The sequence below is a fragment of the Haemophilus sp. HMSC066A11 genome (assembly GCF_001811665.1).
In the GTDB taxonomy this organism is placed as follows: Bacteria; Pseudomonadota; Gammaproteobacteria; order Enterobacterales; family Pasteurellaceae; genus Haemophilus; species Haemophilus influenzae.
On record NZ_KV805878.1, the window covers coordinates 131,119 to 150,319 of the forward strand.

Here is a 19,201-nt window from a genome sequence, read left to right on the forward strand (position 1 = left end):
AAAATAATTAATCGTCATCATCTCCGTAAACTTTTACTCCGTTAATATAATAGCCAAACCCCTGAAAACCATAATCCCACTTTCCTTCTTCTGATGAATCATCATTTGCAAGTAATTCTGACAACAAAGATGTATCACTTACTGGCTCTTCATCTAAATATTCAATGTTTTTAGAAGGCTTGGTTTTGGAAATTATAACTCCGGCCAAAATTGGACTCGCAGCAAGAGCAGCAGCTGTCACAACAGCTTTACGAGGCTTTCCTGGGAGAAATGACAAAGTGCGGTCAATTTTCTTAAAAAATTGTCCGACAGTATGGCCAAACTTTTGAGCGTCCATATTCTCTCTCCTATTACATATTCTCTCTCCTATTAAAATACTCTGACTTACTCTCATTGTACTCTTATTATTCTTTTATTAAAACCTCGTTTTAAGCAGGAAAAATGTGATTTTTGCGATCCACGTCGCAAATTTTACTAATTGGGGTCTGACGCTCAGTGGAACGAAAACTCACGTTAAGCAACGTTTTCTGCCTCTGACGCCTCTTTTAATGGTCTCAGATGTCCTTTGGTCACCAGTTCTGCCAGCGTGAAGGAATAATGGCCGAGCATATTGATATGTCCGTGGCAAAGCGGGGAGAGGCGTGCGATATCTTCATCATTCAGTGTTTCACCCTGCGCCCGGAGATGATCCAGGGCTGCCTGCATATAAATAGTGTTCCATAACACGACGGCGTTAGTGACCAGCCCCAGTGTGCCCAGTTGATCTTCCTGACCGTCGGTATATCGTTTTCTTATCTCACCTTTTTGACCGTGACAGATGGCTCTGGCAACGGCATGGCGACTTTCTCCCCGATTAAGCTGGGTCAGAATGCGCCGGCGGTAATCTTCATCATCAATATAATTAAGCAGATACAGCGTTTTGTTGATGCGCCCCACTTCAATGATTGCCTGAGTCAGTCCGGAAGGACGTTCACTTTTCAGCAATGAACGGACCAGCACTGAAACCTGTACTTTGCCCAGCTTCAGGGAGCCAGCGGTCCGGATCATTTCGTCCCACTGAAGGACTATTTTTCGGGGATCTGATTGCCCTCTGGCAATATCATTCAGCACGCCATAGTCGGCATCATGGTCCATTCGCCAGAAAACCGAAGCACCGGCATCAGCCAGGCGTGGAGAAAACTGGTATCCCAGCAGCCAGAAAAGGCCAAAGACAAGTTCGCTGGCACCTGCTGTATCGGTCATAATTTCGGTTGGATTCAGCCCGGTCTCCTGTTCCAGAAGACCTTCCAGCACAAAGATAGAGTCCCTCAGCGTCCCCGGTATAACGATGCCATGAAAGCCGGAATACTGATCGGACACAAAGTTGTACCAGGTGATCCCTCTGTTATTACCAAAGTATTTGCGGTTCGGTCCGGCATTGATTGTTCTGACTGGCGTAACAAAGCGCATTCCATCTGCAGATGCCACTTCTCCTCCACCCCATATCTGTGCCAGTGGCAGCGTTGCCTGAAAATCAACCAGTCTGGCATTAGCGCTGGTGATAGTTTCAGCCCGCAGATAGTTCGCTTTTGTCCAGTTCAGCCGGTGTCGGGTCAGTGCAGGAACATTTGATCTGATCAGTGGTTCCAGACCGATATTGCAGGCTTCAGCCATCAGCACGGCGCTGATGCTGACGGGCAGATCATCAACTCTGGCACTGGCTTCACTAGCATGGAAAAACTCATCAGCAAATCCGGTATGGGCGTTAATTTCGAGCAGCAACTCCGTTAAATCCACCGGAGGGAGTAGATCACTGATCATTTTGCTCAGTCGTTTCAGACTGTCCGGCTCATCAAGACTGGCGAGGGGAGAAATTGTCAACCGGGGCTTCGGGCCAGAAACATCGAGTTCGACAGCCTCATTTTCGCAAAGACGTGCAGCAACCTGTCTGTAACGACTATCAAGCTGATGACCCAGAGATTTTATTGCTTCCTGCGGGTCTGTCGGGTGCCCCAAAGAACGATAAACCTTAATCCGGTTTGCCTGCCAGTCAGCACCCTGTAGTAATCTTGCACGAGGATCTCCCCACCGGTTACTGCCGGTAACGTAGACATCCCTCCGCCTCAGACTATCCTGCAGTTTACTGAGAAAGCAGAGCGTGTATCCCCTGCGGGTGATATGTTTTTCCTTGTTAATCACCAGCCGTTTCCATGACCGACTGATAATTTCCGTTGGTGCGTCGTCAAAAAACTGCCGCCGTGAGCTGAACTCCCGGCTGAGGTAGTCACAGGCATTCAGAGTGGTAACCCCGGCAGGTGCGGATGAAAATTTAACGGTATTCAGCAGATGGGGCAGGAAACGACGAACGCGCCCGTACTGCTCCACCATTTCTTCATGAAAATTATCGTCTGAGGGCCGGGCAATTTCACGGACAAGCGTGATGATTTCAGCCAGCTTTTGCCTTGGGATGTAGCTGAACACCTCAGCACGAATCGATTCGTCCGGTGTTTCTTCTTTCAGCAGGTACGAACATGCGCTGGCGAGCGCCAATGCAGATTTATCCAGATCCTTCAGCGAGCGGAGCCGTTTTTTCTGCCCAATCTTTCTGGCGTCACGGATGATAACGGCCAGCATGGCGTCCAGAACGTCCAATGCATCATCCAGCGCCAGCGTTTCCCATGCAAGGACAAAGGCAACCAGAACCGCCATCCTTTTCTGCGGTGACATCCTGGCAATATTGAACACCGAAGTCATACCAGCATAACGTGCGAGATTTTTCAGGCGCACAGCCGGGAGTGTACTCAGGTTTTCAGCATGCAGGCCAAAATCGTTCAGAGTTTTCCAGCGTTCAATTGCTTCATTAAACGCCGGACCACTGATGGTCACAGGGCCCTTTTTCAGTGATTCCAGTAAAGACAGGCGGCTGCAATCAGTTGGCCCCAGCAGCATCTCCAGCTGTGAACGCTGTTCGGCTGACGGTATCAGTGCCAGTTTGTTCCACAGGCGCAACGTCGCCTTTTCCCTTACCTCTGAAATCAACCGGGTCAGCGTAGTGGCTCCGGGGAGAATAATACGATGTTGCATAAGCCACCCTGTCGCCAGATCGAAAAGCAGGCCAGGACGTTCGTTGCTTATCCAGCTCCGGGTATATAAAAGACGGGTAAGGCGAAATGTCCAGGGCCAGGCAAATTCACGATACTGATAGTGCTGACGTATCAGCGCTGCATGCTCACGGCGGGTATTTTCCCTCTGACCGTATTCTGCAAGAACGGTGATATCACGAATCCCGAGCTGTCTGGCGGTAAAATGCCGGACGCCGGAAGGAATATGATTCATATCGGTGAGGAAGGTGCCCAGAAAACGGACACATCCAATTTGCAGGGCAATGCCCAGACGGTTGTGATCACCTCTGCTTTTTCCGATAAATTCCTTGTCTGCTTCATCAAGGTGAAAATATCGTGCCAGCTGAAGCTCATCCGGTTCACCGGTGAATCTGCCATAGCTTTCAGTCTGCTCAGTGGTCAGAAAGTCAACGGGCATATCGGCCTCCCTGCCTGACGGGCATTTAGTAACATTTTTCCAACCGTACGAAATGTTATAAATTATCGGACATCGTAAAACTGTTACATTAATATGTCTATTAAATCGTAAATTTGTAATAATAGACATGAGTTGTCCGATATTCGATTTAAGGTACATTTTTATGCGACTTTTTGGTTACGCTCGGGTCTCAACCAGTCAGCAGTCTCTTGATCTTCAGGTCAGAGCACTCAAAGACGCAGGTGTGAAAGCAAACCGTATATTTACCGATAAGGCATCCGGCAGTTCAACAGACCGGGAAGGGCTGGATTTGCTGAGGATGAAGGTGGAGGAAGGTGATGTCATTCTGGTTAAGAAGTTCGACCGTCTTGGCCGCGACACTGCCGATATGATCCAACTGATAAAGGAATTTGACGCTCAGGGCGTGGCAGTCCGGTTCATTGATGACGGGATCAGTACCGACGGTGATATGGGGCAAATGGTGGTCACCATCCTGTCGGCTGTGGCACAGGCTGAACGCCGGAGGATCCTAGAACGCACGAATGAGGGCCGACAGGAAGCAAAGCTGAAAGGAATCAAATTTGGCCGCAGGCGTACCGTGGACAGGAACGTCGTGCTGACGCTTCATCAGAAGGGCACTGGTGCAACGGAAATTGCTCATCAGCTCAGTATTGCCCGCTCCACGGTTTATAAAATTCTTGAAGACGAAAGGGCCTCATGATACAATAACCCTGGTAAATGTTTCAATAATATTGAAAAAGGAAGAGTATGAGTATTCAACATTTTCGTGTCGCCCTTATTCCCTTTTTTGCGGCATTTTGCCTTCCTGTTTTTGCTCACCCAGAAACGCTGGTGAAAGTAAAAGATGCTGAAGATCAGTTGGGTGCACGAGTGGGTTACATCGAACTGGATCTCAACAGCGGTAAGATCCTTGAGAGTTTTCGCCCCGAAGAACGTTTTCCAATGATGAGCACTTTTAAAGTTCTGCTATGTGGTGCGGTATTATCCCGTGTTGACGCCGGGCAAGAGCAACTCGGTCGCCGCATACACTATTCTCAGAATGACTTGGTTGAGTACTCACCAGTCACAGAAAAGCATCTTACGGATGGCATGACAGTAAGAGAATTATGCAGTGCTGCCATAACCATGAGTGATAACACTGCTGCCAACTTACTTCTGACAACGATCGGAGGACCGAAGGAGCTAACCGCTTTTTTGCACAACATGGGGGATCATGTAACTCGCCTTGATCGTTGGGAACCGGAGCTGAATGAAGCCATACCAAACGACGAGCGTGACACCACGATGCCTGCAGCAATGGCAACAACGTTGCGCAAACTATTAACTGGCGAACTACTTACTCTAGCTTCCCGGCAACAATTAATAGACTGGATGGAGGCGGATAAAGTTGCAGGACCACTTCTGCGCTCGGCCCTTCCGGCTGGCTGGTTTATTGCTGATAAATCTGGAGCCGGTGAGCGTGGGTCTCGCGGTATCATTGCAGCACTGGGGCCAGATGGTAAGCCCTCCCGTATCGTAGTTATCTACACGACGGGGAGTCAGGCAACTATGGATGAACGAAATAGACAGATCGCTGAGATAGGTGCCTCACTGATTAAGCATTGGTAACTGTCAGACCAAGTTTACTCATATATACTTTAGATTGATTTAAAACTTCATTTTTAATTTAAAAGGATCTAGGTGAAGATCCTTTTTGATAATCTCATGACCAAAATCCCTTAACGTGAGTTTTCGTTCCACTGAGCGTCAGACCCCTAATTTTACTGATTTATCTATCCCCTCAATGTACCTTAACACTGCAATATAAAAATAAACCGTACCAGGAGGAGATATGAAAGCTCGTTTTAAAGAATGGCTTATTAGTTTAAATGAAATAGCAATGAATGAATTAGGAATTGATGAAATGCTTACTCATCTTGATGATGAACTGAACATCATTAACGGAAATGAATGTGAACAGGAGATTTTAAATAATTTAATACAAATCTTTAAAAATAGTGAATACCACTAAAAAAATAAGCGGGAAAATCCCGCTTATTTTATCTCTATTTACGCTTATGAAGCTTTCATACTGCGACGTTCAAAGTTTTGAGTTGCACTACCCGCTTTACAGCTCACCGTATCCATTTTACTGCCATTGGTGATATAAAGCATTGGCTCTTCAATACTGTTACTATTGTGTGGTTGCACAAATTGAATCGTGTAACTTGTGCCATTATTTCTCATTTCTAATGAGCTAGTAATAAATCCTGAACCAGTAGCTACATAAGAATCCTGATTAGCAAAAACTTGTTTTACCGGATTTTTAAAAGAAACCTGGCCATAAGTGAATTCATAATCTGAACCATTTTTTGTTACAGACACCGGGCTTCCGTTCTCTGCTGTACAAGAAAAAATATTATTAGCTGCAAAAGCTGGCGTTGCAAACATAGCTACCGCTCCAATAGTGAGTAATTTTTTCATAAAAATATCCTTTATTTATTTTCCTAAAATGTAATCTGCTTCTTGGTTACGACGTTTAGCATTTACACCATTATTATTGTTTTGACGATTTCTTACTGCATTTGCTAGTGCGTTCATATCGCCTGATTGCGCAGATGCCTGGGCTGCAGCAATCACATCTTTTGTTAATGAGCCATAGTTATAGGCATAAGATGTTAATGCGGCTTGGGCATTTGGCGGTAACTTATCCCATGTTGAAGATGATACGTTATTTCTCGCTCTATTTGCAAATTCTTGTGTTCGACGTGCTAAATCACGCTCTGCGTCAGCGCGACTAACTACAGTATCTTTCGTTACTTTGACAATTGTACCATCCGCTTTTGTGATAGTATCTGAACCATATCCAGTGCGATAAGCATTGACATCCCAATATGCTTTATCACTAAACCCTTCAAATTTTTTCAACAACCCTGTAGCTTGATCAAGTGCAGTCCCTTTAATTGCTGGAACTGATGAATAAGAAGTGTTACCTCTACTATTTCCGGATGTACCGCCAGTCCCGGTGTAAGACAGGGAGTTTGACATCTGAGGCACTTCTAAAGTGACATTGTTACGAGGAATATTGATATTGTCAGCATCTGCCAATTCAGCAGCATTGCTATTCGTACCATTAGCTAAATCGCTAATCCGTTTATCTACACTGTCACGTGTAACATTTCCGGTTCCAGTGTTATATTCACGTAGCTCTTTATTTTGTAGGATTGCAACTGCGGAATTCCCGGTAAGTGATTTTTGTAGATCAATCTCCATTCTAATTTGACCTATTTCTCGGTCAATTAAAGTGAGGATCTTTTCTAACTCTTCTTGAGCATCTTTATTGTTGGCCACATTTGGCTCACGCATACCCGTTAAAACAGCTCGACGTGCAAGAAGCATTTTCTCCATTGTTTTAGCTACAGCAATTTCACTGGCTAAACGCTGCCCTAATACTTGAGCATCGGGATCTTCTCGTAAAGACTCAATTAAGCCACGAGTTACAGGAACTGTTGTAGAACTTAATTCTGCAAGTACTTCAACGGAAGGAGTGCTCATGTTAAGCGCTTTTTGTAATTGAGTTACCGTCTTAATATTTTCTTTTTCAATTTCAGGTGTTAAACCAACACCAGCTCGAGAGCTACTAGCAGTACCACAATCTGTTTTACAAGTAGTTAATTGCTTCTCACCGATCACATTCGTTAACCAATCTGTCATATCTTTAGGATTATCCCAAGTTTGACAAAGTAATCCGCTACAACTACTACCGGAGATTCGACCTGATTCTAATACATTACGCTTGTTTTGCATGTTGTAGCCAGCTTTTGCAACATCCTCAACAATTTTGATTGGTTCTTGTCCTTGGCCACCGCGTTTTTTACCCCCGACCCACTCTTTACCTTCCTTACCTTGAGATTCCTCAAGTCTCTTTTTAGCTCGAGTAGCATCTGGTTCAGTTGAAGTAATGTCTTTAAAGGATTCCATATCCGAACTTTGAGACCAACGACCATTTAAAGTTGCGTCTGCAAGCTTCTTAGACATTTCTTCACAGCTGGTTTTTAAGCTATTAAAATCAATTTTACCTTGATATAAACCATTCGTAAGAATATCGTATAACTGAGGATTTGCTCGTTGAATAACCATTGCAGGTAAACTCGCCACAGCTCCTGTGGCTGATTCGATAACGTTACTATAAAGATCTTTAAATCCTTCAGTTAAACCATTTAACTGATTTTTAATACTCGTCTTAATGTCAAAATTACCGCACATCAAGTTAGCTTTCCAACCAATCCCAAATTCAGCTGCAGGAATCGTACCTCGACTCGGGGGAGCCATATAACCTACACCGCCCCCAATTTGATAAAACACCATATCAGACAAAATAGAATCGGCTTTATTAAATCCAAACGGATTACTATTAGAAGCTGATACTGGCATGGTTGAGGATAAGATTGCGCACGATATAGCAATATAAGATGCTTTCAGTGCATGATTTAATTTCATACTCAATTCCTTTATTAATTAGACCAATCAATACTATACAAAAATGTTTGTCCGCGTTTTTTACAGCACTTGTAAGGGCGCCATAATGCCCAGGCATAACTACCATTTTCAGATAGCATACTTGGCGGGTTATCAGGGAAAATAGCACAAGACTGTGAAGTAACCGGGTGAAGCTGTTGCCATTTATGTGTCTTTTCATCCCCTTCTTTCACTGGAGGGGGAAACCACTCACCATTCGATTGATTATCTTTTTTCGCAATCGGTATATATACATGTGGTTGGAAAGTATTTGTCACAACATCCGCTACTCGATGCGCTGTTACAGCTGAAGCTTTATAGTCATGAACTTGTGTTACTGTACCCGCTCGTGGATAAATATTTCCCCAAGTGTCTCCATTTGCTCTAATTTCTCTCATACCTGGAATAAGCGCTTCAGGATAAACCATTTCCGGAACACCAAATCGCCACGCTAAAAAGTCCAAACCACTCAAGTAATAAGGCACAAAAGGCGTTGTCTGACTTTTGCAGTAATACCCTGTACTATTAAGCATTTGACTAATCGCTCCCTGCGGATGACCGATTACATCAACATTTTTAAATGTTGCTTGCGTATAGTCTTTGTGTGGTGATTGATAATCTCCACCTTTTACCCCATTGCTAAGGAAATTCATTTCCACCCAAGGATTTTGAGCCTGATGGTTATAACTTGAAACCACTACCTCGGGAATATAGTGTTTTATTTTCGTAGATGTCCGGATTTTACAGCCGAATTTTGTACAAAATAGCCAAAAACAAGTACCAACGACCTTATAATCTAAACAACTTGTCGAAGCGCTTGATGCCATAATCGATGCAGTGTTTAAAGAAGATTGACCGGACTCCGAAGCTTGTCCTGAAATACTGGTCAACGCAATTGCAATACAAAGCCCGGATAATGTCATTTTTTTCAATTTCATCTTGTCCCCTCTTTTGTAATCTCTCGTTGCCATAAACTTAATGCCTGAGCAATATTGGTTTCACCATATATGACACTATCCTCTTTTCCCGGATATTGAAATAAAACTGCAGGCACCTTCTTGATTCCATTTTGCCAACCACTTATAAGGCCCTGATAAGAACGCTTTAATTGCTCTTCAGACTGTTTCCATTCAGCAGACTGAAAAATCTGAGATGCTTGCTGAGCTGCTACACTAGGATTCGCACTCAATCGCTGACTAATCAAATTTTCCCATTGCTCAACTTGATCAAGTAAATACACCTGGCTTGCAAGCTCTGCGTGAAGAATTGGATAATCTTGTGTTGAATAAACAGTAATTATGGGATTAGGCCCCTGGGCGAACACTGATAGTGGTAACAAACCGAAAAGAAACAGTGATTTTTTTATAGACATAACCATCCCTTACGATGAAATTGGATAGTTGAAACATTAACGAAATGACAGGGGGGAATATATAAAAAATTCTTTTTGATTTTGAGATAAATTCTCCATTTCCAAAAAACAATTTTTAATAGAGATTCGACAGCCTTATTAAGTATGATTGGACTTGATAAGTCGCTGTGCAAACAGCTCTTATAAGTTGCACGATTCTTGAGAAGCAACGCCTTGCCTTAGTGCAAGTAGAATCATAGCCAAAATGTTATCCAGCATTCTGAAAGGATACTCTACGCAATCGTAGGAATGCCACCTTAAAGACCTTCCGAGGGAAAATGATTCCCTTCGGGCATGTCATTTTTCCAAGGAATTTTTTATTTCACATTAGGAGAATGACTATGTCCTCATCCACTCAATTGGAACACTATGATGTTCCATCAAGTAACCCTCTTGAAACTCCAACATTTTCATTTCGTGTGGGAAAACACTTGGGCCGTTTTTTCGTTGCAGCTAAAAACAAAGCAACCGATAAATACAAACAAGTGACATCTGGTATCAATCAAAGCATTGAAGACGAAGAAGCTCGTCGGCTTTGCGAATTACAAATGATGCTAGATAGCCAAGCGGAAGAATATGAGGCAATTATTGATGATGTGCAAAGAACGTGGTTAAAACGAACAACGTTATTTAGCATTTTATTTTTGATTGTCGGTATTGTTGGTACAGTGGGTACTCTTTACTACCTTATGCATTAACATTGCATAAGCTATTCATTTTCAACCCTAAGGGGAATTTTTACCCTTAGAGGTAAAGGTTTCCCTTGCTGTAGGAGAAAACTTATGAAAGTGACATTACATAACAGTTGTTTAGCTTATTTAGCCAAACATAATGACTCAGAATCTCTAATAGAGGAAGTTCGCACTCAAGCATTAAATGCCTGGGAAAATCGAGGAAAAGATGTATCTTCTACTCGTATTATGGTGAATATCCCTAGTCAATACGGACAGAAATATCACTTCTTTACAGTTTCGCCATACGCAAACCGTAAAGATTTGTTAAGTGTAAGGGGGTAAACATGATTAAGCGTTTACTCAAGCTTGTTAGTTCCAATTGGGACAAAAAAACAATGCTGCTGGTTTCTGAAGATTTTCGTAAAATCGGCACTTACATCTTAGGTATTGCGTTTGTCGCAATGTTTGTTCAGAATGACAATATTCCGCTACTTCTTGCCATTATCATTATGATATTTGGCGGAATAGCTTGGTTCTGTGGTGTGTTGTTAGCTAAATATTGCAACAACTTAATGGAGACAGACGGAGCGTAACGTATGAATATTACGTTAAACTGGAATGGGTTCCTCTTTGCAATTGTCTTTGTACTGTTTTTTATGGGAACAGTTGCTTTTATTGGTGTGCGATCATTAAAACGTCAACAAGAGCAAAAAGCACAAAGCAAAAAAACACATTCCATTGGTGTTAATTCATAACTGAATTAATACCTGCAACCTTTACAACAAACCTTGATCATGCCATTGGCGTGTTCAAGGTTTTCTTTTACCCGACTGGGAGCAATTTCCCATTCGGGGGGTTGTTCCCTTTTTTTATTGGAGAACAACCATGAAAAAAAGAACTCAACCTGCCAAAGATTTATACCAACAAATTACAGACCAAATTCTCGAAGCATTAGAACAAGGTGTGATGCCATGGCAAAAACCTTGGGATAGTGGATGGCCACAAATGGCTATTCCATGCAACGGTGAAAGTGGTCGTCAATACTCCGGGATCAACGTACTTCTGCTTTGGATGAGCGCTATTAGAAAAAACTTTACTCAACGCAAGTGGGTAACTTTTCAAGGAGCAAATCATCTAGGTGGCCAAGTCCGAACAGGTGAGAAAAGTACAGTTATTATTTTCTATAAACAAAATATGTTTGAAGAAAAAGACGATAGCGGAAACATTGTACTTGATGAAAACGGTGATCCGAAAATGAAGTCATCTGTATTTATTCGTGGTCATCACGTGTTTAATATTGAACAGTGTGAAGGCTTAGAAAAATACTATGAAGAATATCCTGAACCAGAAAAATCTTCTGAAATGCAAGCTCGTCCGGATTTAGATGTATTACCCAATAAAATGGGTATGCAGCTGTATAACAAAGCACAAGATCGTGCTTGTTATATGCCGAGAAAAGATTGCATTGTGATGCCGGATTTCAAAAAATTCAATACAGCTGATGACTACTATGCAACTCTACTGCATGAATGCGGTCACGCCACCGGGCATAAAGACCGGTTAAATCGTGACGGTGTAGCTAAATTTGATAAATTTGGTTCTGAACAATATGCATTTGAAGAATTAATAGCTGAACTCACAAGCGCCTTTACCTGTGCGCACGTGAATGTTTGCAATAATATTTCACAAAATGCAGCGTATATTGAACATTGGATTAACGCATTAAAAGCCGATAAAAAAGCTATTTTCCGAGCATCTTCTCAAGCACGTGAAGCAACACAATTCTTGTTAAATGCTCTCGAATTAACATCGAATGAAGAAGCAAAATTAGCGGCTTAGCCTCTATTAAACCATTCTAACGTTTTTTGTTAGAGCTCTCATAAACCACCCTTTGGGGAGTAATCCTCAAAGGGGATTGCTCCCGTTATTTTAGGAGTAATCTATGGATTTCGAGAAAAAATTTACCGCACTTTTTAAATCGATAGCACCACAATATCGACGCTCAGAAGTGTTTTACGACTTTATTACAATCTTTGCCCTGGAATTCTATCTCATTATATATGGTGCACAAGCAGATGAATCGTTGAGACAACGTTATCAGACAGCTGGCGAGCATTATAATGAAGATGAAAAACAAGCTCTCAGTCGCCTTTTCAACATTATTGTTGAGGCTTTGGAGCATAAAACCTATGATTTCCTAGGATCAGTGTTCATGTCGTTGGATTTAGGTGATCAATATAAAGCTCAATATTTCACACCTAGTCACATTGCACACTTAATGGCAGCCGTAACTCTATCAGATTGTCATAGTTTAATTAAAAAACGTGGCTTTTTGACATTGCAAGAGCCAACTTGTGGGTCAGGCGTAATGATTATTGAGGCTTATAATTATTTGCGTGAAGAGGACTTTAACCCTCAGCAACAAATGTGGGCTCAAGCAAGAGATTTGGATTTTACTGCAGCATTAATGTGTTATATACAAATGACACTCTTGCATATACCGGGAGAAGTCATTATTGGTAACACCCTTAAAGATGAGGTGAATTACCATTTATACACACCTGCTCACATAATGGGAAATTGGAACAAAAAATTGGAGAGTGCAGATTCCTATACTGAAGCAGAATATCAAGTTATTGAACCTGAACCAGTAGAAGAACCCCCGCTTGACATTGATTGGGAAAATGAGCCAATGTTTTACTAACATAAACACCCTTATCTAAACAGATAAGGGTGTTTACATATTTAACAATGTACGCATTGGCGTAAATAAGGAGATTTTAAACATTTACACAAAACTGACAAAATAGTGCTTGCAAATGAACTGTATATTATATAATATACAATCATAGCCAAGAGATAAGGCTATACCCTCAAAAACTTTAACCAGACCCCACCAATCGGCAGGGGCAGAAAAAGGAAACAAATTATGTACTATGTAACAAACGATCTTGCGATTGACAAAAATACTTATACTAGACTTGATTTAGGCGATGATGACGTGATTTTATGCGCAGGCAGACAAGCTGATGATGCAGATACAATCATTATATTTTTTGAGACAAACGCAGACCCTATTTATATCGGTTGGGCTAGTGTGGACACCGGTGATGTAGAGATTACTTATGATGATTGGGATAATTACTTTGCCGGTATCAGACAAGATGATGTTATTGACGAGATTAATATCCTATTAGATGGCATTAAAATTTATGACAATATGACAGGCCATTTTCCGATTTACGCGAATGATCACAACAACGTTGTCGGTGAGCATAAAGTTTACTTTAAAACTGATGAGGCATATCCTGATCCAAGCATTGATAATGCAAATAGAGAGGATGGATATGTAACTTATAAGGCGGGCGCTATTACTGAAATGGGTCGTAAATGTTATGTTTATTGGGATTTTGTTGCGTATGATGATGACGGAAACGAGATTGATTCTGATTATTTTGATTATCAGAACACTGATTGCATTATCAAATATTATTAACAACAAGCCACGTAAGTGGCTTTAATTAGAGCTTTTAAAATGGCAAAAACAGCAGTACACCTATCAAAAACCGCATTGCAATATGTGACAGACCGTACACCACAGGGTGAACAAAAAGGATTGTCGGCTCATATTAATAATGCATTTGAGCAGTTAGCACATTTGACGCGCGCAGAAAAGCCGGAACTATCAAAATCGGAGTGGGTTGAGTTATACAATGTCTATGCGGGCAGTGATTTAACTCGACTTGTAATGCCGTTTGATTTGGCAGATGACTTACGCACACACTACGGCACTTTACCGCAAGATTTGACCGCACTTTACAACAAATTAGCGGGGATGACACAGGCGCAACAATTTGCTGTGCTTGATGCCGTCCGAGTGTATTGGGCGAGCGGCGAAGATGGGAATTAAAAACAAGCCGATAACAAGACCATGCCCGCAGTGCGGCAGAAATTATCAATATCGGCGGGCAAGTGGGCGTACTTTTGAGCTTTGCGAATATTGTCGCAATCTTGATTGTGTAGTTTGTGGTAAAAAAGTACCGCCGGAACGTGGGCGGAAAAATACTTGCTGTGCGGAGTGCGAAAAATTGAAGATACACAATATCCAAAATGCGCACTACGCCAAACGGATAGCGGAAGACCCTGAGTTAAATAAACGCAACCACGCCAAAGCCCGCGAAAACCGAAAAGCAGACCCGGAACGAATGCACGAACATTTGGAAGCACAAAGGGAAAGGCATTATAGACGTGTGCAAGATCCGAATTATCTAGCCACTCGGAAAGTTTATCAGGCTCAACGATGGCAGGATAAAAAAGATGAGATACTGGCTCAACGGCGCGAATTTTGGGATAGTTTAAGCGATGTTGAGAAAGCGGAGCGACTTGAGCGCAATCAAGCAATACAACGTAAACATAAAGCCAAAAAACGTGACCAGTTGAAATTAGATCCGCAAAAGTGGGCGGAATATCAAGAGTATCAACGCACAAAGCGGCGCGAACATAGACAGAGAAAGGCGCTTAATGAATTAATGGTCGGCACAAAGGAGTTATTAAATGTTACCAACAAAGACAAATAGTTTTGATATTGTCGCCGTTAAAAGCATGACAATCCAAGATTTAAAGGCGGAATTAGCCAAAACACTAAGCATTACGGCGGAATATCTCATGTATATTGCGGCAATATGGCGGGAGTTAGAGTCGCGTGGAGAGGACTTGAGCGAGTTACGCCATGGCGTGATGACTTATATCCCGTTAATCGCAACAAATCAACTTGACGCGCGGCTTGTTGTCAATTATGCCGGGCAAAAAACGCTGTTATCCAGCATGGCAAAATTACCATTAAGAGAGCAACAAAAACTGGCCGAAAAAGGCACTTTGGATGTTGTTATTTTGGGTGACGATAATCAACAGCTAATTAAAGAAGTTAAAATATCCGACCTCACAGCAGCCCAAGTTTATCAAACCATCGGTGATGGCAAAATAAAAACACCAGAACAGCAGTATCAAATCCTGTTAGTCCGCAATAAAGTGCGGTCAAAATCAAAGCCGAAAAAGACTTACCGACTAACGCAAAATTTAAAAATAGATGGTAAAAATTTAGTGATTGCCGGAAAACATGCGGTATCCATTGAGATTTTGAAAAAATATTTAGAGGATAACAATGAGCTATAGCAAGTTAAGCAACACCAGGAAAAAGACTATCAGTGTTAATGCTAATAAATACACTAAGGATAACTATAGACAGATACTTTTACGCCTAAAGCCAGATGTAGCAGATATGTTTGATTCAATCTGTGAAAAGGAAAAATTATCAAGGGCGGAAATGCTAAAAAAACTTCTAGAAACTTATTCAATATAACAAAACAAACAAAAATGGCAGAGTTGAGCCCTGCCATTTTTGTTTATAATTCTCAGAAATACTTAGCTGTTTTTTTCTACTCTTCAGACATTAAATTTTCCCTATTATAAATACCTTTTAGTCTCGCCACCGTTGATTTAGATAAATCATATCGTTTCATTACTGTTGAAATAGAATCACCAGCTTTAAAATCCGCATAAATCTTTTTACGTATTTTATCTGTCACTTTAGGTGGGCGGCCGCCTAATGCATTTTTATGACCTGAAGCAAGTTTTGTTCGCTTCCCTTCCTGAGTACGCTCGACAATAAAACTTCTTTCCAATTCAGCAAAAATACCTAACAATTGAATTAAGGCCATCCCCATAGGATTGTTTTGGGTTCGGGTATCTATTCCTTGTTGTATTGCAACAAAACCAATATTTTTATTCTTAAATAGTTCAAGTGTATTCAAACACTGAGCAAGGCTCCTTCCTAGGCGGTCAAGCTTAGTTACTGCAACAACATCACCCTCTCGGACATAATCCAGTAGTTCATCCAATTGTGCTTTATTTTTCTCAGCTTTACCGGAATGCTTCCCTGAAAAAATTTTCTTACAGCCGTATTCTTTTAATACTTGAATCTGTTCACTTAGATCCTGCTGTTGAGTTGATACTCGAGCAAATCCTATTAATGCCATCTTATCTCTTAAAATTATTTAAAAATGTTATTAAATGACTGTTGGTTATTTCTTTTAGCTAAATTTATACCAGCTTTTAAACCCTCTCTAAATGGAGTGCTTCCAAGCGGCGTCAATGGTTGAATAGGTGCTAAAGGTAGCAATGCGGATGCTCCCATAATCATTCTATAACCTTCTTCAAAGCCTTTTTGATAATCATAGTCCATAATTAACTCCTTTATTAAAAATTCAAAACATTAAATTTATATCCTAAATATGCAAAAATTATCGCTAGCAATATAAATTCCACTAAAAAATACTTTGCGATACCGATCTTCTTTGTAAGAAAACAAACAGCAGAGATAACAGCGGTCATTCCCATATAAATACTTAAAAGTTCAACTATTTCAGCTCCATTAAATTCAAGCTGTTTAAGTAAAATTGCAGGAGCAAGAAAAAAAGCAAATAACCCCAGCATAAGCATGTTGGCAGACACAAAAACCTTGAAAGAAACACTTTTAAACTGCATTTTTACTCCTTTGTTCAAAATTCAAAGTTTTCTTAATTTATCTTTTAAATCATCTAGATTCATTCTATTAGGGTTCTTTTCGGTATCTAGTAAATAGAGTCCAAAACCGCACCATAAGATTAAAAACGTTATTACATAAAACATTTGTATCCTCACTTATCAAAACTTAATAGTTAATCTCTTTAATGGCTAACACTTTGTATTTCAGATAACCATATTCAATATGCGGTAAATGATGAATCATACATAAATCACCTATTTTTTGTTGAGAAATAGGAATTAAAGCCCCTTTCCATACATCTGTTTGATATGGTTCGGCTGCTATCACTATACCTTGTTCATCCGTTCTTAACTTTGTGAAATCCTGTCCTTTGTCCTCAAGTTCAATTTCATAGCCTTTCATAAATACTCCTTTGTTCAAAATTCAACACTTAGAAAAATCAGATTCTTTTTGTTCCCATTTTTCCCATAGAGTGAAAACGACCCCTATTTTTCTTGATCGATTTACAACCTGCCCCAACGATTTTGTTAGAGTGTAATCATCAGATATGTAATCTGTACCTATTACTGTTACCTCTTTAAAAGGTAAATCAATACCTTTTTCCAATTTCATTTCACATAAATAAATGATTAGCTTTAATTTATCTATGTTTGCTAATCGAATTTCATTGTCTGCTAGACAATAATTTAGGCGAACTGTGATTTTTTCCATTTTTTGCTCCTTGTATGTGCAAAACTTAAGATTTATCAATTTTGCTTTTAAGCTCAATAATCTTCTTTTCTAAAAGATAAACTCTAATCCACAAAGAAATTATGCAAAGCCACAATGCCACTAAACTGAATATTTCTACCATCGTTTTTCTCCTTTGTTCAAAACTTTATACTTTTTAGACTACCTAATATTGCCAGTCTAAAATCTTACCCCTCTCTAGTTTTTAGACTGTCTAAAAACCAAAATCAAAGTTTCTAGACAAATAATATAGATTTAGCTCTGTATCATCATTGATAATTTATTTTTATCTTCAGGAGAGTTTCTAAATAAAGCTACTTAGTATTGGATAGGATGTTTAGAATTAGTCATTTTTAAAATACTGACCCAACTATGAAACGCCATCTACTCTATATCACGTGTATTATTGCAACTCAAAGCCTTGAATCTATAGCTAATATAAGAGACCCTCACGAAGGAGGGATTTGTCACGTTGAAGCAGAATACTTTTATCCAGGAGTATGGGAAAAATATGGCGAAAAGGAGTTGATTTGTAACTACTGGAAATTTTTAGGTGATGAAGACCGAAGAACATTAGAATCAGAATTAAACGAAGATACAACTGAATCAGAGAATGAATATAGCGATTATGATAGCCCGGATGAAATGTATAGTGAATAAATCTATCCATTATGAACTAATTAGTTTAAAATAAAGACTAATTTTTAATAAGTAAAGATTTGATTTTATTACATTTTTGTGTGAATTTTATAAAAACTATATCTAGATATTGGGGTCATATAAAGATAAATATACCGTATAAAAATTTATATGGGAGTTTATCAATATGCAAATACAGAGATTTTTATCATTAATCATGACCGTTTTATCAAACTTCAATTTAGATCATTTATCTACCTTTGTAACTGAATTAACCGATCTTTCAATTGGTATTGGATTTATGTTCTTATGTATGAGTCTATTTTTATGGGTGTACAAAAAAAAATGAAATATTGGTCCAAAATGCCGAGTAGATGGGTTATTGACGGTGGTCTAAAAAAATTTAGATACTCATCTAATAACCAAAATCAAATGAATGCAGCAAATATTGCTGCATTAATGATGTTTTTAATTATCGTAAGTAAGGCACAAAAAGATGAATTTAATGATGAGTTGATAACAAATTTTACTTATAAAGAATTTTCAGAGAGTCTAGGTATTAGTAGGCAATCTATAAGCATGGGATTAAAAGTATTGGAATCCAATAATATTATTTCAATTAAGAGAATTGGAAGAGAAAACCAATATATAGTGAATCAAAATGAAGATAAAACGTGGTGTAAAGTCCCAATTCATGAGATAGAAGGCATATTTTGTAGAAGCTTCTCGTTGCGTTCACAAATTGAATTGTATGCACTAAAATTATTCATTTATTTTTCTGCAATAAGAGATAAAAAGTTTAAGTATTCAATGGCATCTTATCTCACGATAACTAAAAAAACAGGAATTCCAAAAGGGTTTATAAAAAAGACATTATCATTCATGCTGGTAAATGAACTACTCAGCAGAGTTGATAGAGGACACGATAACGTTAATGGAGAGAAGGTTAATTTACCTAACCAATATTACCTAAAAAATTATAATGAACTGATATATTCTAATAGATAAAATGATGGGGAGCCAAGCTCCCCATTGTTTAATTATTTTTCTAGCCGCTGCCTAGAACTCCTTCTACTTGCTCATTATAAGCTGGCCGAAGTTGCACTCTGCGGGTCCCTGCTATGTTTTATGACCGAGGGGACATTTACCCTGTCAATCTAATCTCTT

Annotated in this window: 26 protein-coding genes; 15 read left to right on the forward strand and 11 right to left on the reverse strand. The window is 40.0% G+C overall.

Translation table 11 applies throughout. The annotated features are described in order from the left end of the window. Nucleotides 1–7: 7 nt before the first annotated feature. Together HMPREF2813_RS07490 and HMPREF2813_RS07495 are read right to left on the reverse strand one after the other, a co-directional pair. Nucleotides 8–337 carry a hypothetical protein gene (locus tag HMPREF2813_RS07490; protein ID WP_005667844.1) on the reverse strand — a complete coding sequence of 110 codons (330 nt, stop codon included), beginning with the start codon at nucleotides 335–337 and terminating at the stop codon, nucleotides 8–10. Nucleotides 338–513: 176 nt separating this feature from the next. Next, a complete protein-coding gene (locus HMPREF2813_RS07495) occupies nucleotides 514–3,519 on the reverse strand; it encodes a Tn3-like element Tn3 family transposase (protein WP_001143760.1) in 3,006 nt (1,001 codons plus the stop codon). Between the two features lie 163 nt (nucleotides 3,520–3,682). On the opposite strand from HMPREF2813_RS07495, the gene HMPREF2813_RS07500 reads away from it, so the two are divergent. The 3 genes from HMPREF2813_RS07500 (at nucleotide 3,683) to HMPREF2813_RS07510 (ending at nucleotide 5,551) form a co-directional block, all read left to right on the forward strand. After that, a complete protein-coding gene (locus HMPREF2813_RS07500) occupies nucleotides 3,683–4,240 on the forward strand; it encodes a recombinase family protein (protein WP_070647034.1) in 558 nt (185 codons plus the stop codon). Between the two features lie 47 nt (nucleotides 4,241–4,287). Further along, the gene (locus HMPREF2813_RS07505; protein ID WP_000027057.1) at nucleotides 4,288–5,148 is read left to right on the forward strand and encodes a broad-spectrum class A beta-lactamase TEM-1; all 861 of its coding nucleotides are present in this window, start codon (nucleotides 4,288–4,290) and stop codon (nucleotides 5,146–5,148) included. A 223-nt stretch (nucleotides 5,149–5,371) separates the two neighbouring features. Beyond that, nucleotides 5,372–5,551 (forward strand): hypothetical protein, encoded by a 180-nt coding sequence (locus HMPREF2813_RS07510; protein WP_005667851.1) that lies wholly within the window; start codon nucleotides 5,372–5,374, stop codon nucleotides 5,549–5,551. 44 nt (nucleotides 5,552–5,595) lie between these two features. Here the strand turns inward: HMPREF2813_RS07510 and HMPREF2813_RS07515 are convergent, their stop codons facing one another. Genes HMPREF2813_RS07515 through HMPREF2813_RS07530 form a run of 4 tightly spaced genes read right to left on the reverse strand, consistent with a single transcriptional unit; the run spans nucleotide 5,596 to nucleotide 9,409 of the window. Beyond that, nucleotides 5,596–6,003, reverse strand: a complete 408-nt coding sequence (locus tag HMPREF2813_RS07515) for a hypothetical protein (protein WP_005667853.1) — start codon at nucleotides 6,001–6,003, stop codon at nucleotides 5,596–5,598. Between the two features lie 15 nt (nucleotides 6,004–6,018). Beyond that, complete coding sequence (locus HMPREF2813_RS07520; protein ID WP_005687597.1) at nucleotides 6,019–8,019, reverse strand: integrating conjugative element protein; 2,001 nt, start codon at nucleotides 8,017–8,019, stop codon at nucleotides 6,019–6,021. Nucleotides 8,020–8,033: 14 nt separating this feature from the next. Beyond that, nucleotides 8,034–8,975, reverse strand: coding sequence for a TIGR03756 family integrating conjugative element protein (locus HMPREF2813_RS07525; protein WP_011271853.1), 942 nt, complete (start codon nucleotides 8,973–8,975; stop codon nucleotides 8,034–8,036). Then, the gene (locus HMPREF2813_RS07530; protein WP_005687600.1) at nucleotides 8,972–9,409 is read right to left on the reverse strand and encodes a TIGR03757 family integrating conjugative element protein; all 438 of its coding nucleotides are present in this window, start codon (nucleotides 9,407–9,409) and stop codon (nucleotides 8,972–8,974) included. The genes HMPREF2813_RS07525 and HMPREF2813_RS07530 overlap by 4 nt, the downstream gene beginning before the upstream one ends. A 380-nt stretch (nucleotides 9,410–9,789) precedes the next feature. On the opposite strand from HMPREF2813_RS07530, the gene HMPREF2813_RS07535 reads away from it, so the two are divergent. From HMPREF2813_RS07535 to HMPREF2813_RS07575, 10 genes are all read left to right on the forward strand, one after another. Continuing rightward, the gene (locus HMPREF2813_RS07535) at nucleotides 9,790–10,146 is read left to right on the forward strand and encodes a hypothetical protein (RefSeq protein ID WP_005653504.1); all 357 of its coding nucleotides are present in this window, start codon (nucleotides 9,790–9,792) and stop codon (nucleotides 10,144–10,146) included. Between the two features lie 84 nt (nucleotides 10,147–10,230). Further along, complete coding sequence (locus tag HMPREF2813_RS07540; RefSeq protein WP_005653503.1) at nucleotides 10,231–10,464, forward strand: hypothetical protein; 234 nt, start codon at nucleotides 10,231–10,233, stop codon at nucleotides 10,462–10,464. A gap of 53 nt (nucleotides 10,465–10,517) precedes the next feature. Then, nucleotides 10,518–10,715 carry a hypothetical protein gene (locus HMPREF2813_RS07545; RefSeq protein ID WP_015701374.1) on the forward strand — a complete coding sequence of 66 codons (198 nt, stop codon included), beginning with the start codon at nucleotides 10,518–10,520 and terminating at the stop codon, nucleotides 10,713–10,715. A gap of 3 nt (nucleotides 10,716–10,718) precedes the next feature. Continuing rightward, nucleotides 10,719–10,877, forward strand: a complete 159-nt coding sequence (locus HMPREF2813_RS09910; protein WP_005687605.1) for a hypothetical protein — start codon at nucleotides 10,719–10,721, stop codon at nucleotides 10,875–10,877. A gap of 130 nt (nucleotides 10,878–11,007) precedes the next feature. Continuing rightward, complete coding sequence (locus tag HMPREF2813_RS07550; protein WP_011271856.1) at nucleotides 11,008–11,961, forward strand: ArdC family protein; 954 nt, start codon at nucleotides 11,008–11,010, stop codon at nucleotides 11,959–11,961. A 103-nt stretch (nucleotides 11,962–12,064) separates the two neighbouring features. Then, entirely contained in the window at nucleotides 12,065–12,826 is a 762-nt protein-coding gene (locus HMPREF2813_RS07555; protein WP_011271857.1) for an N-6 DNA methylase, read from the forward strand. A gap of 225 nt (nucleotides 12,827–13,051) precedes the next feature. Further along, the gene (locus HMPREF2813_RS07560) at nucleotides 13,052–13,618 is read left to right on the forward strand and encodes a hypothetical protein (protein WP_011271858.1); all 567 of its coding nucleotides are present in this window, start codon (nucleotides 13,052–13,054) and stop codon (nucleotides 13,616–13,618) included. 39 nt (nucleotides 13,619–13,657) lie between these two features. Further along, nucleotides 13,658–14,032, forward strand: a complete 375-nt coding sequence (locus HMPREF2813_RS07565) for a hypothetical protein (RefSeq protein WP_011271859.1) — start codon at nucleotides 13,658–13,660, stop codon at nucleotides 14,030–14,032. Beyond that, nucleotides 14,022–14,699, forward strand: a complete 678-nt coding sequence (locus tag HMPREF2813_RS07570; RefSeq protein ID WP_011271860.1) for a hypothetical protein — start codon at nucleotides 14,022–14,024, stop codon at nucleotides 14,697–14,699. Before HMPREF2813_RS07565 ends, HMPREF2813_RS07570 begins: the two co-directional genes overlap by 11 nt. Next, on the forward strand, nucleotides 14,677–15,294 hold the full coding sequence (locus HMPREF2813_RS07575) for a hypothetical protein (RefSeq protein ID WP_011271861.1): 618 nt from the start codon (nucleotides 14,677–14,679) through the stop codon (nucleotides 15,292–15,294). Before HMPREF2813_RS07570 ends, HMPREF2813_RS07575 begins: the two co-directional genes overlap by 23 nt. 263 nt (nucleotides 15,295–15,557) lie before the next feature. Here HMPREF2813_RS07575 and HMPREF2813_RS07585 read toward each other — a convergent pair whose 3' ends face one another. The 5 genes from HMPREF2813_RS07585 to HMPREF2813_RS07605 all read right to left on the reverse strand — a co-directional run bounded on the left by HMPREF2813_RS07585 (nucleotide 15,558) and on the right by HMPREF2813_RS07605 (nucleotide 17,377). Beyond that, nucleotides 15,558–16,157 carry a recombinase family protein gene (locus tag HMPREF2813_RS07585; protein ID WP_011271862.1) on the reverse strand — a complete coding sequence of 200 codons (600 nt, stop codon included), beginning with the start codon at nucleotides 16,155–16,157 and terminating at the stop codon, nucleotides 15,558–15,560. 14 nt (nucleotides 16,158–16,171) lie between these two features. Beyond that, on the reverse strand, nucleotides 16,172–16,363 hold the full coding sequence (locus tag HMPREF2813_RS07590) for a hypothetical protein (RefSeq protein WP_005653495.1): 192 nt from the start codon (nucleotides 16,361–16,363) through the stop codon (nucleotides 16,172–16,174). 14 nt (nucleotides 16,364–16,377) lie between these two features. Continuing rightward, on the reverse strand, nucleotides 16,378–16,665 hold the full coding sequence (locus HMPREF2813_RS07595) for a hypothetical protein (protein ID WP_015701375.1): 288 nt from the start codon (nucleotides 16,663–16,665) through the stop codon (nucleotides 16,378–16,380). A gap of 166 nt (nucleotides 16,666–16,831) precedes the next feature. Beyond that, nucleotides 16,832–17,068, reverse strand: a complete 237-nt coding sequence (locus HMPREF2813_RS07600; protein WP_015701376.1) for a hypothetical protein — start codon at nucleotides 17,066–17,068, stop codon at nucleotides 16,832–16,834. Nucleotides 17,069–17,089: 21 nt separating this feature from the next. Next, nucleotides 17,090–17,377, reverse strand: coding sequence for a hypothetical protein (locus tag HMPREF2813_RS07605; RefSeq protein WP_015701377.1), 288 nt, complete (start codon nucleotides 17,375–17,377; stop codon nucleotides 17,090–17,092). A gap of 390 nt (nucleotides 17,378–17,767) precedes the next feature. On the opposite strand from HMPREF2813_RS07605, the gene HMPREF2813_RS07610 reads away from it, so the two are divergent. Both HMPREF2813_RS07610 and HMPREF2813_RS07615 read left to right on the forward strand, forming a co-directional pair. Beyond that, on the forward strand, nucleotides 17,768–18,055 hold the full coding sequence (locus HMPREF2813_RS07610) for a hypothetical protein (RefSeq protein ID WP_041918233.1): 288 nt from the start codon (nucleotides 17,768–17,770) through the stop codon (nucleotides 18,053–18,055). Between the two features lie 288 nt (nucleotides 18,056–18,343). Beyond that, nucleotides 18,344–19,042, forward strand: coding sequence for a helix-turn-helix domain-containing protein (locus HMPREF2813_RS07615; protein WP_050951541.1), 699 nt, complete (start codon nucleotides 18,344–18,346; stop codon nucleotides 19,040–19,042). Nucleotides 19,043–19,201 lie beyond the last annotated feature (159 nt).

Excerpts from the sequence above, each read along its gene's own strand:
- HMPREF2813_RS07490 (WP_005667844.1), bottom strand. The coding sequence starts at position 337 with ATGGACGCTCAAAAGTTTGGCCATACTGTCGGACAATTTTTTAAGAAA.
- HMPREF2813_RS07495 (WP_001143760.1), bottom strand. The coding sequence starts at position 3,519 with ATGCCCGTTGACTTTCTGACCACTGAGCAGACTGAAAGCTATGGCAGA.
- HMPREF2813_RS07500 (WP_070647034.1), top strand. The coding sequence starts at position 3,683 with ATGCGACTTTTTGGTTACGCTCGGGTCTCAACCAGTCAGCAGTCTCTT.
- HMPREF2813_RS07505 (WP_000027057.1), top strand. The coding sequence starts at position 4,288 with ATGAGTATTCAACATTTTCGTGTCGCCCTTATTCCCTTTTTTGCGGCA.
- HMPREF2813_RS07510 (WP_005667851.1), top strand. The coding sequence starts at position 5,372 with ATGAAAGCTCGTTTTAAAGAATGGCTTATTAGTTTAAATGAAATAGCA.
- HMPREF2813_RS07515 (WP_005667853.1), bottom strand. The coding sequence starts at position 6,003 with ATGAAAAAATTACTCACTATTGGAGCGGTAGCTATGTTTGCAACGCCA.
- HMPREF2813_RS07520 (WP_005687597.1), bottom strand. The coding sequence starts at position 8,019 with ATGAAATTAAATCATGCACTGAAAGCATCTTATATTGCTATATCGTGC.
- HMPREF2813_RS07525 (WP_011271853.1), bottom strand. The coding sequence starts at position 8,975 with ATGAAATTGAAAAAAATGACATTATCCGGGCTTTGTATTGCAATTGCG.
- HMPREF2813_RS07530 (WP_005687600.1), bottom strand. The coding sequence starts at position 9,409 with ATGTCTATAAAAAAATCACTGTTTCTTTTCGGTTTGTTACCACTATCA.
- HMPREF2813_RS07535 (WP_005653504.1), top strand. The coding sequence starts at position 9,790 with ATGTCCTCATCCACTCAATTGGAACACTATGATGTTCCATCAAGTAAC.
- HMPREF2813_RS07540 (WP_005653503.1), top strand. The coding sequence starts at position 10,231 with ATGAAAGTGACATTACATAACAGTTGTTTAGCTTATTTAGCCAAACAT.
- HMPREF2813_RS07545 (WP_015701374.1), top strand. The coding sequence starts at position 10,518 with ATGCTGCTGGTTTCTGAAGATTTTCGTAAAATCGGCACTTACATCTTA.
- HMPREF2813_RS09910 (WP_005687605.1), top strand. The coding sequence starts at position 10,719 with ATGAATATTACGTTAAACTGGAATGGGTTCCTCTTTGCAATTGTCTTT.
- HMPREF2813_RS07550 (WP_011271856.1), top strand. The coding sequence starts at position 11,008 with ATGAAAAAAAGAACTCAACCTGCCAAAGATTTATACCAACAAATTACA.
- HMPREF2813_RS07555 (WP_011271857.1), top strand. The coding sequence starts at position 12,065 with ATGGATTTCGAGAAAAAATTTACCGCACTTTTTAAATCGATAGCACCA.
- HMPREF2813_RS07560 (WP_011271858.1), top strand. The coding sequence starts at position 13,052 with ATGTACTATGTAACAAACGATCTTGCGATTGACAAAAATACTTATACT.
- HMPREF2813_RS07565 (WP_011271859.1), top strand. The coding sequence starts at position 13,658 with ATGGCAAAAACAGCAGTACACCTATCAAAAACCGCATTGCAATATGTG.
- HMPREF2813_RS07570 (WP_011271860.1), top strand. The coding sequence starts at position 14,022 with ATGGGAATTAAAAACAAGCCGATAACAAGACCATGCCCGCAGTGCGGC.
- HMPREF2813_RS07575 (WP_011271861.1), top strand. The coding sequence starts at position 14,677 with ATGTTACCAACAAAGACAAATAGTTTTGATATTGTCGCCGTTAAAAGC.
- HMPREF2813_RS07585 (WP_011271862.1), bottom strand. The coding sequence starts at position 16,157 with ATGGCATTAATAGGATTTGCTCGAGTATCAACTCAACAGCAGGATCTA.
- HMPREF2813_RS07590 (WP_005653495.1), bottom strand. The coding sequence starts at position 16,363 with ATGGACTATGATTATCAAAAAGGCTTTGAAGAAGGTTATAGAATGATT.
- HMPREF2813_RS07595 (WP_015701375.1), bottom strand. The coding sequence starts at position 16,665 with ATGCAGTTTAAAAGTGTTTCTTTCAAGGTTTTTGTGTCTGCCAACATG.
- HMPREF2813_RS07600 (WP_015701376.1), bottom strand. The coding sequence starts at position 17,068 with ATGAAAGGCTATGAAATTGAACTTGAGGACAAAGGACAGGATTTCACA.
- HMPREF2813_RS07605 (WP_015701377.1), bottom strand. The coding sequence starts at position 17,377 with ATGGAAAAAATCACAGTTCGCCTAAATTATTGTCTAGCAGACAATGAA.
- HMPREF2813_RS07610 (WP_041918233.1), top strand. The coding sequence starts at position 17,768 with ATGAAACGCCATCTACTCTATATCACGTGTATTATTGCAACTCAAAGC.
- HMPREF2813_RS07615 (WP_050951541.1), top strand. The coding sequence starts at position 18,344 with ATGTATGAGTCTATTTTTATGGGTGTACAAAAAAAAATGAAATATTGG.